Raw genomic sequence first — 14,428 nt, 5'->3', positions numbered from 1 at the left:
GCCGGTGGGCAACGCCGCGCGGGGTGGTCAGCCGGGCTTGACCGCCTCGATCAGGAAGCGTCGGGCGTACGCGACGAACGGCCCCTCGGCCACGATCCGGTCGTGCAGGCGGCGCAGTTGCGGCCGGTACCGGTCCACGGTGAAGTCCGGGACCGTCCAGATCACCTTGCGCAGGAAGTAGACCACCGCCGCGACATCGTGGAAGACCGTCCGCAGGGTGGCCGTACGCAGGTCGACCACGCGCAGCCCGGCGGCCTCGGCGGTGGCCGCCGCCCACTCCGGCCGCTGGTCGTCGCGGAGCGGCCGGGGGCCCACCAGCGCCTCGGCGAGTTCCCGGACCGTGCCGGCGCCGATCTGCTGGGACAGGAAACGACCGCCGGGGCGCAGTACCCGGGCCACCTCCGGCCACCGGGGGCGCACCGGGTGCCGGCTCACCACCAGGTCGAACGCGGCGTCCCGGAAGGGCAGCGCCGGCCGGTCCGCGACGGCCACCACGGTCGCGCCCAGACCCTCGAGGGTACGGCGGGCGACCTCGACGTTCGGCGGCCACGCCTCGGTGGCGACCAGCAGGCGGGGCGGCCGGGGTATGCCGGCGAGCACCTCGCCACCGCCGGTGTCGATGTCGAGAGCGGCGTCGGCTCGCGTCATCCGGTCGGCCAGCAGCCCGGCGTAGCCCCAGGGGGAACGCTCCTCGCTGGCCCGCCCGCGCAGCCAGGAAAAGTCCCAGCCCTGGACGGGCACGGCAGCGCCCTCGGCCACCAGGTCGTCGAAGTCGGTGTCGGCCATCGCAGCAGTCTCGGCCGGACGGACCTGCCCCGGCAACGCGTTTCCGGCCCGAGGCTGGCCGGCACCCGGCTGGTCCGGCCGGCGGTTGGGTCAGTTGACCGGACGGGTGGCGGGGCGGGTCAGGTCGACGGTGGACCCGCTCACCGCGCCGAGCGACTCCAGCCCGCCCGCCTCAACACGACCACGGTCGAAGACCCGGACCAGGCGGGTGCCGAGCCGGACCCCGACCGCGCCCACCCCGAGCGCGACCAGCTCGGTGACCAGCAGCGCGGCGGAGGCGCCCCGGCCGGGCGTGTCGGCCCGGACCAGGCAGCTCACCACGAAGATCGCCGCCATCGCGACGTTGACCAGATTGAAGCTGATCGCGGTGCGGCGGGTGCGACCGGCCGGCACGTCCCAGAGGTCGACCATCCCGGCCACCCCGGCCATCCCGGCGGCGACCAGCGCCGCCACCGCCGTCCAGTAGCCCACCTCACCGAGGAAGGCCGGACCACCGACGAGGTGGAACAGGTCGAACAGGGTCGCGCAGACGAAGAGTCCGAACGGAAAGGTCACCAGCATGGGTTGGATCGGGTGCCCCTGCACCCGCAGTCGGCTCTGCATGTGCCCTCCCCCGGTTCGGCTGCGGCCCCGGAGTTGCTACCCGGACCCGGCGCGACGAAACGGTCATCCCTCCCGAGGCCGGGAGACGGTGACCACCAGCCGCTCGGCGACCTCCCGCAACGGGATGGAGAGCGCCGAGGCGGCGCTGCGCAACACCTGGAGCGCCTCCGGTGCCGGACAACCCCGCTGGGTCATGATGACACCGATGGCCTGCCCCACCACACCCTCCTGAAGTAGAGTTTCGTCGATCTCATCGGCCAGCGCCGCCTGCCGCGCCCGGCCACGTACCCCGGCCAGCAGCAGACCGGCGTGCTCGGCGAGGAGCATGGCGGTGAGCTGGCGCCGGGCAGTCAGCGCGTCCGGCGCGTCGGCGTACAGGTTGATCGCGCCGATGACCTGGTCGTCGACGTCCACCGGGGCAGCGAGCACCCCCCGGACGCCGAGCGCCCGGGCCCGCGCCGTCCAGGCCGGCCAGCGTTCCTCGGTCGCCAGGTCGGCGGAGAGGAGCATCTCCCGGCGGTGGATAGCGCTCATCGCCGGGGACTCCGGGCCGTGCCCGAAGTCGTCCAACTCGGCCAGGCGCGGGTCCGAGGCGGCCACGCCGGCCGGTTCGCCGGCCCGCAGTACGGTGAACCCGCACCAGGTCACCCCGGGTACCGCGTCCCGGGCGACGGTGACCAGCCGGGTCAGCGCCTCGTCGAAGTCGGTGGTGTCGAGCAGGGCGGCGGTCAGTTCGCGCAGCAGTGCCGCGGTCTCCAGGACGCCCAGGTGCTCCGTGACCGGTTCGTGTGTTTCCAGGTTCACCGGGGCACGGCCTCCGTGGCCCCCGCGCCGGACGCGGCTTTCCGCACCGCCAGCATCGTCATCAGTTTCCTTGTCTCCCGACTCGACGGACCCGCGCTTCTACCCCAGGGAACCTGGCCCGAAACGAGGTAGAGCGGGCTCCTCCCGGCAACCGCGGGAGGAGCCCGTCAATCAGCGGGAACCGCTGCTCAGTCGCCGTCCCACCGAGGCGATCAACCGGTCCAGCTCGGAACCGAACGGGTTGTCGTGCACGAGGTACGTCCAGGTGGCGCTGGGCCGGACGAGCTCTCCGGCGTCCGGCTCCCAGTCCTCGTCGAACTCGGTCTCGGTGAAGGTCGCGATGGTCCGCGTCTCGATCTCGGGGATCAACGCGTTGAAGGCCGGTACGGCGGCCCGGTGGAACTCGTCGAGCGGGTCCAGCCGCCCCAGCGCCCGCAGGTGCACACCCTCGCGAACCTCGGAGAGCTCGGCGAGGTGCTCTGCCCAGAGTCGGTCGGTGTGGTAGAGGGCGATCCACCTGGCGGCCCGGGTGAGCAGGTCCTCGTCCATCTCGCCGGCCTTCTCCGGCACCCGGTCCAGCAGCATCAGCGCGGCGACCTCACTGGTCAGCAGCCGCTCGCGCCGCTCGGCGAGCGCCTTGCGCTGCTGCTCGATGACCACGCTGTACCGCCAGGTGTTGCGGTGGATCTCGTGGTTGACGCCCTCGGCGACCCGCTGGGCGTGTTCCACCGCGTAGTCGACCTGGGTGTCGGTGACCAGACCGTCGGCGTTCATCCGAGGCGACGCCGGGACGGTGTCGCCGGCGTGCCGGGTGACCAGGTCGTCCTCCAGGCTGACGAGGAAGACCGACCCGCCCGGGTCACCCTGCCGACCGGCGCGACCCCGGAGCTGGTCGTCGACCCGGCGGCTGTCGTGCCGGCCGCTGCCCATCACGTACAGGCCGCCCAGCTCGGCGACCCGCTCCCGGTCGGACTGGTCGCTGCCGCCGAGGCGGATGTCGACACCCCGACCGGCCATCTGGGTGGAGACGGTCACCGCGCCGTACGCGCCGGCCTCGGCGATGATCGTCGCCTCCTCGTCGTCGTTCTTGGCGTTGAGCACCACGCACGGCACGCCGGCCGCGTTGAGCCCGGCGGCGAGCTGCTCGGACTCCTTGACGTCGAGGGTGCCGACCAGTACCGGCCGGCCGACCTCGTGGCAGCGCTTGATCTCGTCGATCAGCGCCTCCTCCTTCTCCGCCCGGGTCGCGTAGATCCGGTCCGGGTCGTCCTCCCGTACACACGGGGTGTTCGGTGGGATCACCGCGACCTCGAGGGAGAAGAACTCGCGGAGCTGGTCGCCGACGAGCACCGCGGTGGCGGTCATCCCGCAGAGCTTCGGGTAGAGGCCGATGAACGCCTGGACGGTGATGGTGCCGAGCACCTCGCCCTCGGCGGTGGCGTCGAGGCCCTCCTTGGCCTCCACCGCCGCCTGGAGCCCGTCGGGCCAGCGGCGGCGCTGGGCGACCCGGCCGCGCATCTCGTCGATCAGCTCCACCGTGCCGTCGCGGACGATGTAGTCGACGTCCCGGTGCAGCAGCGCGTGCGCGTGCAGCGCCACGTTCACCGCCGAAAGCTGCTCCACGTTCTCCTCGGCGTACAGGTCGACCTCGTCGCCGAGCTTGGCCTCGACGGCGGCCAGGCCGGCGGTGGTGAAGGCGGCGCTGCGGCCGTCCTCGGCGACCGTGTAGTGCTTGCCCTTGCGCAGGCCGCGCACGATCGCGGCGGCGGCGTGCACCGGGTCCTGCTCGCCGGGCACCGCGCCGGCCAGCACCATCGGCACCCGGGCCTCGTCGATCAGGATCGAGTCGGCCTCGTCCACGATCGCGGTGCGCAGCTCCGGCTGCACCCGGTCGTCGACGTCGGTGACCAACTGGTCGCGCAGGTAGTCGAAGCCGGCCTCGCTGACCGATACGTAGGTGACGTCCCGGCCGTACGCCTCCTGCCGCTCCTCGCGGGTGGAGGACTCGTTGACCCAGCCGACGGTGAGCCCGAGCAGGGTGTAGACCGGCTCCATCCACTGCGCGTCCCGGCGGGCCAGGTAGTCGTTGACGGTGAGCACGTGCACCGGGCCGTTGCCCAACCGGACGTGGCCGTACGCGGCGACGGCCGCGGTGAGCGTCTTGCCCTCACCGGTGGCCATCTCGGCGACCTTGCCGGACAGCAGCGCCATCGCGCCGAGCAACTGCACATCGTACGGGCGCTGGTCGAGCCCTCGGCGGGCCGCCTCGCGGCCGATCGCGCAGATCTCGACGTACCCGGAGGCGGCCCCGGCGGCCTCGGTCAGCTCGCCGTCGTCGAGCGCGGCGAGGTCCTCCTCCCGCGCCTCGATCTGCGGCAGCAGCTTCTCCAGCGGGGCCAGGTCAACCGTGCTGCCCGGCCGCTGAAGGAAGCGCCGGAACCTGCTCTTCAACCGTTGCGACACACCCATGAGCGGCAACGGTACGCGACCCGGGCCGGCTCGTGCGGCCCGGTCACCGCGACCGGGCCCGACGTGTCGCCGCACCGGCCGCCGGCACCGGAGATCGACGCTGGCCGGACCGGCGGCGCTCAGTTCACCAGAAGCTGGTGGGTGGCGAGTTCGCGGTAGAGCGGGCTGGTGTCGGTCAGTTCGTCGTGGGGGCCGACGGCGACCACCCGACCGCCCTCGAGCACCACGATCTGGTCGGCGTCGACCACCGTCGAGAGCCGGTGCGCGACGATCAGCAGGGTCCGCCGGACAGCGACCGCGTCGATGGCCCGGCGCAGTGCCGCCTCGCTGCGGGCGTCGAGGTTGCTGGTCGGCTCGTCGAGCAGCAGCACCGGCGGCCCGGCCAGCAACGCCCGGGCGATGGCCAGCCGTTGCCGCTCCCCGCCGCTGAGCAGCACCCCGCCCTCACCTACCTGCACGTCCAGGCCCTCCGCCGTCCGGGTCACCAGGTGACGCAGGTTGACCTCGTCCAGCACGGCGAGCAGCCGCTCCTCGGTGGCGTCGGCGGCGGTGAGCAGGAGATTCTGCCGCAGCGTGCCGGCGAGCACCGGAGCCTCCTGCTCGACGTAGCCGAGCCGGGCCCGCAGCGCGTCGCGGGGCAGGTCGCGGACGTCGACGCCGTCCAACCGCAGGCTGCCGGCACTGACCTCGTAGAAGCGCTCGACCAGCGCCAGCAGGGTGGACTTGCCGGCACCGGAGGGGCCGACCAGAGCGGTGCGGGTCCCGGCGGGGACGGTGAAGCTGACCTCGTGCAGCACCGGCGGTCCGCCCGGGTAGCCGAAGCCGACCCGGTCGAACTCGATCGTCGCCGGGTGGCCGCCGCCGGCGACCGGCGGGCGCGGTGCGACGGCCACCGGGAGCCGCTCCCCGACGGCAGCCGGGCCCTCCGCGACGCTGGCGGGCGTCGGGCGCTCCGCGACGCTGGCGGGGGCCGGGTCCTCCGCGACGGCGATCGGGGCAGGTTGCCCGACGGTGGCCGGGTGCGCGCCGACCGGCTCCGCCCGGCGGGGTGCGTCGGCCGCCCCCTCGACCGGCACGGTGAGGATCTCCTCGATCCGTTGGAGCGCGCCGAGGCCGGTCTGGAGCTGGGTGAACGCGCTGAGCGCCTGTCCCAGCGGCAGGACCAGGAAGAAGAGGAACATGATGAACGCGACCAGGTCCCCGACGCTGAGCGCCCCGGCGGCCACCCGGGCCCCGCCCACCCCGAGCACCAGCAGGAACGCCCCCTGGATGGTGATCGAGCCGATCGGGCCGACCACCGCCTGTACCCGGGCGACTCGCAGCCCCGCCGCGTACGCCTGCTCGGCGCTGGTCACGACGGTGCCGGTCTCCCGCTGCTCGGCCCGGCTGGCCCGGATGGTCCGGGCCGCCGAGATGGCCCGCTCGACGGCGGAGGTCATCTCCCCGATGCGTTCCTGGGCGGCGCGGGACAGGTCACGCACCCGTCGGGCCACGGTGAGGGCGAAGCCTAGCCCGACCGCCACCCCGGCGAGGGTGACGCCGAACAGGAACGGGTCGAGCAGGATCATCGCGATGGCCGCGCCGACCACGGTGACCACCCCGGTCACCAGCTCGAACAGTCCCGAGGTGACCACCGCCCGCAGGAGGGTGGTGTCCGCGCCGACCCGGGAGAGCAGGTCGCCGGTACGGCGCTGGTCGTACTCGCCGATCGGCAGCCGCAGCAGGTGGCTGGCGAGCCGGCGGCGGGTGGTGAGCACCAGTCCCTCGGCGGTGCGTTGCAGCAGGTAGTCACGGAAGCCGTAGAGCACAGCCCCACCCACGAGCACGGCGAGGAGCACACCGACCAGGGAACCTACCGGCCGGGACGCGGAGACCGCGTCGAGCAACGCCCGGGTGAGCAGCGGCTGGGCGAGCGCCGCCCCGGCGCCGGCCAGCGACAACACCGCCACCACGACGAGGGTGCCCCGGTGGGCGCGCAGGTACGGCAGGAGGGCGGCGAGTCCGACACGCGGGGTGGCTCCGGTGGTCACCGGATCACGGTAGCCGCCGCCCGCCTCCACCCCGCGCCACCCTGCCCGGTGGTTGCAGGGGTCCCCTGCTCATCAAAAAGCGGTAGGAAGGGTCCCCTGCAACCACCTCAACCCCTGCAACCACCTCAGCATTGAGCGCAACCACCTCAAACAGTGCGCGCGACCACCTCAGCAGGTCAGTACGACCTGGAGTTCCTGGCGGCGGCGCTCGGCCAGGTCGGTCAGCAGGGTCGGGGCCTCGTCGAACGGGACGGTCGCCGAGACCAGGTGCTTGCGGATCAGGTCACCGTGGGCCCGCAGCAACTCGATCGTCTCGGCGGAGAGCCGCTCCCGGTCCCAGGTGGGGGCGAGGCCGCGTGGCACCCGGCCGATCTGGGCGCAGCGCACCGAGAGCCCGTTGTGGTGGAACTCCTCGCCGAGCCGTACCTCGTCCGCGCCGGCCTGGTAGAAGGCCAGGTCGACGACGGTGCCCTGCGGGCGCAGCAGCCGCAACGCCAGGTGCAGCGCCCAGGCCTGGCCCCGGCACTGGAACACCACGTCCGCGCCCCGGTCCCCCGGACCGTGCGCCCAGCGGGTCTTCAGCACCACCGCCGGATCGTCGGCGTCCGGGTCGAGGGTCTCCAGGCCGAGCGCCTCGGCGACCCGACGACGCTGCGGGGTCGGGTCGAGCACCACCACCGAGGCGGCACCGCCCCGCTGGGCGAACAGGGCGGTGAGCAGGGCCACCACGCCGCTGCCGACCACTGCGACCCGGCGGCCGGCCACCCCGTCGGCGAGCGACCGCACGTCGGTGCCGTGCAGGTCGGCGGCGGCGTGCAGCAGGCCGTTGGCGCAGATCGGTCCCATGTGCGCGACGTAGACGCCGAGCAGCGGGTCGAGGTCGTCCGGGAGCGGGACGAACCGCTCGGCGACCGGGTCGGCCAGGTAGCCGGTGCGGTGGCCGTAGGTCATCGCACCGACGGCGCCGGCCGGCACCGCCGGGGTGGCGCTCTCCACGACCCGGCCGACCTGCATGTACCCCAGCCGTCGGACCGGGTACGGGGTGCTCGCCGCGCCGGGTTGGAACAGGCCGAGGTCGGTGTTCCAGGTGACGTGCAGGTACGGGTTGGTGCCCTTGACGTAGCTCAGCTCGGTGCCGGCGGAGACGCCACTATAGAGCGTCTCGACCCGAAAGGTGCCCTCGCGCAGTTCGCCCGCGTCCTGCTCGACCAGCTCGACCCGGCCGGGGCCGCTGACCACCACGACCTTGTCACGCACCGACGGTCACCCCCATCCGGCTCGGCGCGGGCAGGGCCACCGCTCGGCCGGTGCGCGCGCTCTCGGCGACCGCGCAGGCCAGCCGTTGGGTGCCGAGCGCCTCGGCGTACGGGACCCGGACGTCGTCGCCGACGCCCCGGACCGCGTCGACGAAGGCCCGGTCGACGGCGACCCTGGCCCCGTCCGGGTCGGCGTCGTACCGGTGTTGCCCGTCGGCGTCGCACACCACGAGGCCGTCCTCGGCCAGCGTCAACGCCAGCCCGTCGGCGACGATCTCCAGCCCGGCCCGGTGTTTCCAGCCGAGCACGCAGGCGGCGGTGAGGGTGCCGACCGCGCCGTTGGCGAACCGTGCCGCGGCCACGGTGACCGAGTCGATGTCGGCGCCGTCGACCGGTGGCGGTGTGCCGTCGCCGTACGCGGTGACCTCGGTGATCTCGCCGACCAGCACCCGGATCAGGTCGAGCACGTGCGCGGCCTGCTCGACGACCGGTCCGCCGGAGCGGTCTCGGCGGGTCCACCAGGCCACCGGCGGGACCTTGTCCAGCCAACTGCCGCTGACCAGCCGGACCGGGCGGTCGGCGAGCAGTTCGCGGGCCTGCTCCACCACGTACAGGTAGCGCCAGTGGTGGCCGACCGCGGTGAGCAGCCCCCGCCGGGCGACGCGTTCGGCGATCCGCTCGGCGGTGTCCAGGTCGATGGCGACGGGCTTCTCGACGAACATCGGCACCCCGGCGTCGATCACTGCCTCCTCCACCGGCCCGTGCGCGAATGGCGGCACGCAGACGTACACCGCGTCCGGTGCCGTGGCAAGGAGTTCCCCGACGTCGGGAAACACCTGGCCGCCGTACCGGCCGGCGAGGTCGGCCGCCGCGTCGTGGGCGACGTCGGTCACCCCGACCAGTTCGACATCCTCGAATCCGCTGAGCACCTCGGCGTGCCGTTGCGCCACGCCTCCGGCACCCACCAGTCCCACCCGACACGTACCCATCCAGCGTCCTCCCAGCACGACTGTCCGTACCTGAGGGGACTGCCCCGGTGACGCTGGGTACAAACGTTTACCTGGGGGAAATGGGACAGCCGGGCCTTCTGGTCAGGATGGTGGTGGCGACGCGGTTATAGGCGGTCGTGGTGGGGAACACTCCGGCCCACGTCCCGCGCGCGATTCTTTAGCGGACGGCATCGAAGACGGAGGTGTGCTCGTGCGGGACACGGATGCGATGGTCTCACCGGTGGTCGAGGCGTGGGCGACCTATCGGACCGCCTCGGCGCGAGAGTGGACGGCACGGCATCTCGTCCACGCGAAGGGGGACAGTCGGGTCAGCGTGGTGCTGCCGGCCCGCAACGAGGAGGCCACGGTCGGGGCGATCGTGTCGACGATCCGGGAGCACCTGGTGGACCGGGTGCCCCTGGTCGACGAGCTGATCGTGGTGGACTCCCGGTCCACCGACCGGACCGCCCGGGTGGCCCGCGCCGCCGGGGCCGAGGTGGTCAGTCAGGACGAGATGACCCGGTCGCTGCCCCGGCTGACCGGCAAGGGGGACGCGCTCTGGGCCGGGCTGGCCGCCGCCCGGGGGGACGTGGTGGCCTTCGTCGACGCCGACCTGCGGGAGTTCCGTCCGCACTTCGTGACCGGGCTGCTCGGGCCGCTGCTGACCGATCCCAGCGTCGACTTCGTCAAGGGCTTCTACCACCGGCCGCTGGTCGGGCAGGCAAGCGTCGAGCCGGACGGGGGCGGCCGGGTGACCGAGCTGATGGCCCGTCCGCTGCTCAACCTGTTCTGGCCCGAGCTGGCCGGCTTCGTCCAACCGCTGGCCGGGGAGTACGCCGGGCGCCGCGAGGTGCTGTCCCGGGTGCCGTTCGTCTCCGGCTACGGCGTGGAGACGGCCATGCTGATCGACCTGCTGGAGCTGGTCGGCCTGGACGCGCTGGCCCAGGTCGACCTGGGTGAGCGCAAGCACCGCCACCAGGACACCGCCGCCCTCGGGCGGATGTCGGCGCAGATCATGCTCACCGTCTGGTCCCGGCTGCAACGACGGGGCTGGGCCCACCCGGACGCCTGGCCGGCCGGGCTGCTCACCCAGTTCCGGCGGGGCGGCTCGGACACGCTGCCGAACCTCGACCGGGAGATCGTCGTCAACGACGTCTCGATCGAGGAGCGTCCGCCGCTGGCGGAGCTGCGCCATCTCGTTCCCCGTCGCCGCGTGGCCGCGGCGTGACCGCCGGCCGAGCCGGCTCCCAGGAGAGGAAAGCCGGATGAGCCTTACCGTCCTGATGAACGCCGGCCCGTGGCTGTCGGTGCCGCCGCCCGGGTACGGCGGGATCGAGAACGTGGTCGCCACGCTCGTGCCGGAGCTGCGCCGGCTCGGGGTGCGGGTGGTCCTCGCCTCGGTCGACACCAGCGCCCTGCCGGTCGACGAACTGGTGTCGGTCTTCCCCGACGGGCAGTTCTCCGCGCTGCAACGCCCGTACAACCAGGTCTGCGGGGTGGCCCAGGCGCACCTGGCCGGGGTGGTCCGGGAGCTGCACTCCCGCGACGACATCGACCTGGTCCACGACCACGTGGAGGCGGTCGGGCTGGCCACCCTGGCCGCGATGGGCCCGGACGCCCCGCCGGCCCTGCACACCCTGCACTGGGATCTCGCCAAGCACCCCGCGCTCTACGGCCACCTCGACGGCGGGGACCGGGTCCGGGTCAACGGGGTGTCCGCGTCCCAGGTCGCCCGGGCCCCGCAGGCGCTACGCGAACACTCGGTCGGGCACGTGCACCTGGCCACCCCGCTGGCCGTGGACGCCCTCCGCCAACCCCGGCCGCTCACGGGCGACCACGTGGTCGTACTGGGCCGGATCAACCCGGGCAAGGGACAGGACGTCGCGGCCCGGCTGGCCCACCGGTGCGGCTTCCCGCTGGTGCTGGCCGGCCCGGTCGGGCCGTACCACCGGCCGCAGGACCTCGCCGCGGCGGGTGACGAGGCCCGGCAGAACCCGGACGTGCGGTTCTTCCTGGACGAGGTGGCCCCGCACGTCGACGGCGACCGGGTGCGCTGGGTGGGCACGGTGGCCGGTCGGGACCGCGACGACCTGGTGGCCTCCGCCCGGGTCACCCTGTTCCCGCTGCGCTGGGAGGAGCCGGGTGGCACGGCGGTGGTGGAGTCGCTGGCGCTCGGCACCCCGGTGGTCGCCACCGCGCGGGGCTGCCTGCCGGAACTGATCGACCACGGCCGCACCGGCCTGCTGACCGACGACGAGGAGCAACTCGGCGAGCTGGTGCTGGCGGCCGGTCGGATCGACCCGACGGAGTGCCGGCGGGAGGCCGCCGCCCGGTTCACCCCGGCGGTGATGGCCCAGCGGTACGTCGAGCTGTACGAACGGGTCCGGCAGCTCGCCTCGGCCCGGTTGCAGCCGGCCTGACCCTTCGCACCCCGCGGCGGCGGGCACCCCCGGACGGCGTTTCGACGCGCTGTCCGGGGGTACTTGTCGATCACCAACAACGGACCCCAGCTACTACGGAGCGAGGCCCATGTCGAGGCGGATCACCTGTCAGGTGCGCGAGGACTCGCCGGTGACGGAGGTCCGGCTCGCCGGCATCCTCGACGTGGCGAGCATGCGGTCGGTGCACACCGTGCTGCACCGGTGCCTCACCGCCCAGCCGGACGCGCTCGTCGTCGACCTGTCCGCGCTGACCGTCCGGGACCGGCTGGCGCTGTCCGTCTTCGCCGCCGCCGCCCGGCAGGCGGCGGACTGGCCCGCGGTGCCGATGGTGCTCTGCGCCCCACCGCCGGAGGCGGCGGCCTGGCTCGCCGAGTCCACCACCTGCCGGGTGCTGCCGGTCTGCCGCGACCGCGCGGAGGCGACCCGGGAGGCCGGCGCCACCGCCGCGCCCCGCCTGCGGGCCCGACTCCAGCCGGTCGCGGACGCCTGCCGTCGCGCCCGGGAGCTGGCCCGGGACGCCTGCGCCCGGTGGAACGTGCCGGAGATGGTCGGCCCGACCACGCTGGTGCTCAGCGAACTGGTCGGCAACGTGGTCCGGCACGCCGGCACCCCGATGCAGGTCACGCTGACGTTGCGCCGGCCGTACCTGCACGTCGCGGTGGAGGACGGCAGCCGGTCCGCCGCCCGCCCCGCCGACCCGGACCACCGCGCGGAGGGTGGGCGCGGGCTGCTGCTGGTGCGGGAGCTGACCCAGCGCTGGGGCAGCACCCCGGCCGGGGACGGCAAGGTGGTCTGGGCCATGCTGCCCGCCGTGTAGCATTGCGCCCAATTTTTCCCTTCTCGCCTGGTTTCATAGGGAGGGCGGCGGGTAGCCACGCCCGTCCGATCCGGCGCGCGGGGCAGGGTGAGAAACGGCATGACGACATCGACCACCACAGGTCCGGGCCGGGACCGGGGGCCGGCGATCCTCGCGCCGGCCCGGTTCGGCGGTTATCCGGGTCCGGTCCGACCGGCGCTGCCCGGCGGAAAGCTGGTCCGGTTCCTCGCCACCACCGACCACAAGCAGATCGGGCTGCTGTACCTGCTCACCTCGTTCGGTTTCTTCCTGGTCGCCGGGGTGCAGGCCATGCTCATGCGCGGCGAGCTGGCCCGGCCGGGACTGCAGTACCTCTCCCCCGAGCAGTACAACCAGCTCTTCACCTCGCACGGCACGATCATGCTGCTGCTCTTCGCCACCCCGGCCGCGTTCGGTTTCGGCAACTACCTGGTGCCGATCCAGATCGGCGCGCCGGACGTCTCCTTTCCCCGGCTCAACGCGCTGGCCTACTGGCTCTACCTGTTCGGTGGCCTGCTGGTCCTCGGCGGGTTCTTCACCCCCGGCGGATCGGCGGACTTCGGCTGGACCGCGTACACCCCGCTGAGCCGGATCGAGAACTCCCCCGGGATCGGCGCGAACATGTGGGTGATCGGCCTGGTGCTCTCCGGCCTCGGCACCATCCTCGGCGCGGTCAACCTGATCGCCACGACCCTCACCCTGCGTTCCCCGGGCATGACCATGTTCCGGATGCCGATCTTCACCTGGAACATGCTGCTCACCAGCCTGCTGGTGGTCCTGGTCTTCCCGCTGCTGGCCGCCGCGCTGCTCGCGCTCGCCGCCGACCGCCTCCTCGGCTCGCACGTGTACGACCCGGACACCGGTGGCCCGCTGCTCTGGCAGCACCTGTTCTGGTTCTTCGGCCATCCCGAGGTGTACATCATCGCGCTGCCGTTCTTCGGCATCATCACCGAGATCATCCCGGTCTTCGCCCGCAAGCCGATCTTCGGCTACAAGGGCCTGGTAGGCGCGACGATCGCGATCACCATCCTGTCGATGACCGTCTGGGCGCACCACATGTTCGGCACGGGCCAGGTCCTGTTGGCCTTCTTCAGCATCCTGAGTTACCTGATCGCGGTGCCCACCGGGGTGAAGTTCTTCAACTGGATCGGCACCCTGTGGAAGGGGCAGATCACCTTCGAGACGCCGATGCTCTTCGCCGTCGGGTTCCTGGTGACCTTCCTGCTCGGCGGGCTGACCGGGGTGCTGCTGGCCTCCCCGCCGGCCGACTTCCACCTCACCGACACGTACTTCGCGGTGGCGCACTTCCACTACGTGCTCTTCGGCACCGTGGTCTTCGCGCTCTTCGGCGGCTTCTACTTCTGGTGGCCGAAGATGACCGGGCGGCTGCTCGACGAACGACTCGGCAAGGCGCACTTCTGGACGATGTTCATCGGCTTCCACGGCACGTTCCTGGTCCAGCACTGGCTGGGCGCCGAGGGCTTCCCCCGCCGGTACGTCGACTACCTGCCCACCGACGGCTTCACCACCCTGAACACGGTGTCGACGATCTCCTCGTTCGTGCTCGGCATCTCCACCCTGTTCTTCATGTGGAACGCCTGGAAGTCCTGGCGGTACGGGGCGATGGTCACGGTCGACGACCCGTGGGGCTTCGGCAACTCGCTGGAGTGGGCGACCACCTGCCCGCCTCCGCTGCGCAACTTCGACCGGATGCCCCGGATCCGCTCTGAACGTCCCGCCTTCGACGCCAAGTACGGGCCACTCGTCGCCGACCTCGGCCGCGACCTGCCCCAACGCTCCACCCGTCCGCCTCAGCGGTTCAGCGAGGAACTGCACCACGAGCGGCACATACCGGAGTCGCCGAGCGCGGCGGGGGCGCAGGGGGCCCGGGAAGCCGCCGCCTACCAACCGGCGCCGCAGTCCGGGGCCCGTCCGGTGGACGTGCCCGCGCCGGAGGAGGTGCTCCGGCCGAGCTTCGAGGAGACCGAGGAGCCGGAGAACCCGTTCGGTTCCCAGTCGGAACCCCACGTGGGCGACGAGCGCTGGCGGCACCCACACGGTCCGGACGACGACCAACCACCGCAGCGGTGACCCCGCCGGGCCGCTGGCCGTCTGGTCACTGTGCCGGACGGCCAGCGGCCCAGTGGTTTGTTTGTTTGCAGGGGTCCCCTCCTCGACAGAAAGCGGTAACAGGGGACCCCTGCTACCACCTGGC

11 protein-coding genes are annotated in these 14,428 nt (G+C 72.9%); 4 read left to right on the top strand and 7 right to left on the bottom strand.

Going from position 1 to position 14,428, the window contains the following annotated elements; genetic code table 11:
- Positions 1 to 27: 27 nt before the first annotated feature.
- The 7 genes from GA0074692_RS06560 to GA0074692_RS06530 all read right to left on the bottom strand — a co-directional run bounded on the left by GA0074692_RS06560 (position 28) and on the right by GA0074692_RS06530 (position 8,937).
- Positions 28 to 786: a class I SAM-dependent methyltransferase gene (locus GA0074692_RS06560; protein WP_091640432.1), complete on the bottom strand. Its 759-nt coding sequence runs from the start codon at positions 784 to 786 to the stop codon at positions 28 to 30.
- 90 nt (positions 787 to 876) lie between these two features.
- Positions 877 to 1,389, bottom strand: coding sequence for a DUF2231 domain-containing protein (locus GA0074692_RS06555; RefSeq protein ID WP_091640431.1), 513 nt, complete (start codon positions 1,387 to 1,389; stop codon positions 877 to 879).
- Positions 1,390 to 1,452: 63 nt separating this feature from the next.
- Positions 1,453 to 2,193 carry a GAF and ANTAR domain-containing protein gene (locus GA0074692_RS06550; RefSeq protein ID WP_091640429.1) on the bottom strand — a complete coding sequence of 247 codons (741 nt, stop codon included), beginning with the start codon at positions 2,191 to 2,193 and terminating at the stop codon, positions 1,453 to 1,455.
- A gap of 171 nt (positions 2,194 to 2,364) precedes the next feature.
- Positions 2,365 to 4,662 carry an accessory Sec system translocase SecA2 gene (gene secA2, locus GA0074692_RS06545; RefSeq protein WP_091640426.1) on the bottom strand — a complete coding sequence of 766 codons (2,298 nt, stop codon included), beginning with the start codon at positions 4,660 to 4,662 and terminating at the stop codon, positions 2,365 to 2,367.
- 119 nt (positions 4,663 to 4,781) lie between these two features.
- The gene (locus tag GA0074692_RS06540) at positions 4,782 to 6,692 is read right to left on the bottom strand and encodes an ABC transporter ATP-binding protein (RefSeq protein ID WP_091652782.1); all 1,911 of its coding nucleotides are present in this window, start codon (positions 6,690 to 6,692) and stop codon (positions 4,782 to 4,784) included.
- Positions 6,693 to 6,860: 168 nt separating this feature from the next.
- Complete coding sequence (locus GA0074692_RS06535; protein WP_091640424.1) at positions 6,861 to 7,949, bottom strand: zinc-dependent alcohol dehydrogenase; 1,089 nt, start codon at positions 7,947 to 7,949, stop codon at positions 6,861 to 6,863.
- A complete protein-coding gene (locus tag GA0074692_RS06530) occupies positions 7,942 to 8,937 on the bottom strand; it encodes a Gfo/Idh/MocA family protein (protein WP_091640421.1) in 996 nt (331 codons plus the stop codon). Before GA0074692_RS06530 ends, GA0074692_RS06535 begins: the two co-directional genes overlap by 8 nt.
- A 211-nt stretch (positions 8,938 to 9,148) precedes the next feature.
- Between GA0074692_RS06530 and GA0074692_RS06525 the strand changes: the two genes are divergently transcribed.
- The 4 genes from GA0074692_RS06525 (at position 9,149) to ctaD (ending at position 14,304) form a co-directional block, all read left to right on the top strand.
- A complete protein-coding gene (locus GA0074692_RS06525) occupies positions 9,149 to 10,165 on the top strand; it encodes a glucosyl-3-phosphoglycerate synthase (RefSeq protein WP_091652778.1) in 1,017 nt (338 codons plus the stop codon).
- Positions 10,166 to 10,202: 37 nt separating this feature from the next.
- A complete protein-coding gene (locus GA0074692_RS06520) occupies positions 10,203 to 11,357 on the top strand; it encodes a glycosyltransferase (RefSeq protein ID WP_091640418.1) in 1,155 nt (384 codons plus the stop codon).
- A gap of 109 nt (positions 11,358 to 11,466) precedes the next feature.
- Positions 11,467 to 12,195, top strand: a complete 729-nt coding sequence (locus GA0074692_RS06515; RefSeq protein ID WP_091640416.1) for an ATP-binding protein — start codon at positions 11,467 to 11,469, stop codon at positions 12,193 to 12,195.
- A gap of 99 nt (positions 12,196 to 12,294) precedes the next feature.
- A complete protein-coding gene (ctaD, locus tag GA0074692_RS06510) occupies positions 12,295 to 14,304 on the top strand; it encodes an aa3-type cytochrome oxidase subunit I (RefSeq protein WP_091640413.1) in 2,010 nt (669 codons plus the stop codon).
- The last annotated feature ends 124 nt before the right edge of the window (positions 14,305 to 14,428 follow it).

This window comes from Micromonospora pallida (assembly GCF_900090325.1).
GTDB classification, from domain to species: domain Bacteria; phylum Actinomycetota; class Actinomycetes; order Mycobacteriales; family Micromonosporaceae; genus Micromonospora; species Micromonospora pallida.
Note: the sequence above shows the minus strand (reverse complement) of the source record. Positions and strands in the feature narration are given on the sequence as shown.

What these genes read in the sequence shown, in the direction of transcription:
- GA0074692_RS06560 (WP_091640432.1), bottom strand. Translation starts at nt 786, where the DNA reads ATGGCCGACACCGACTTCGACGACCTGGTGGCCGAGGGCGCTGCCGTG.
- GA0074692_RS06555 (WP_091640431.1), bottom strand. Translation starts at nt 1,389, where the DNA reads ATGCAGAGCCGACTGCGGGTGCAGGGGCACCCGATCCAACCCATGCTG.
- secA2 (WP_091640426.1), bottom strand. Translation starts at nt 4,662, where the DNA reads ATGGGTGTGTCGCAACGGTTGAAGAGCAGGTTCCGGCGCTTCCTTCAG.
- GA0074692_RS06530 (WP_091640421.1), bottom strand. Translation starts at nt 8,937, where the DNA reads ATGGGTACGTGTCGGGTGGGACTGGTGGGTGCCGGAGGCGTGGCGCAA.
- GA0074692_RS06520 (WP_091640418.1), top strand. Translation starts at nt 10,203, where the DNA reads ATGAGCCTTACCGTCCTGATGAACGCCGGCCCGTGGCTGTCGGTGCCG.
- GA0074692_RS06515 (WP_091640416.1), top strand. Translation starts at nt 11,467, where the DNA reads ATGTCGAGGCGGATCACCTGTCAGGTGCGCGAGGACTCGCCGGTGACG.
- ctaD (WP_091640413.1), top strand. Translation starts at nt 12,295, where the DNA reads ATGACGACATCGACCACCACAGGTCCGGGCCGGGACCGGGGGCCGGCG.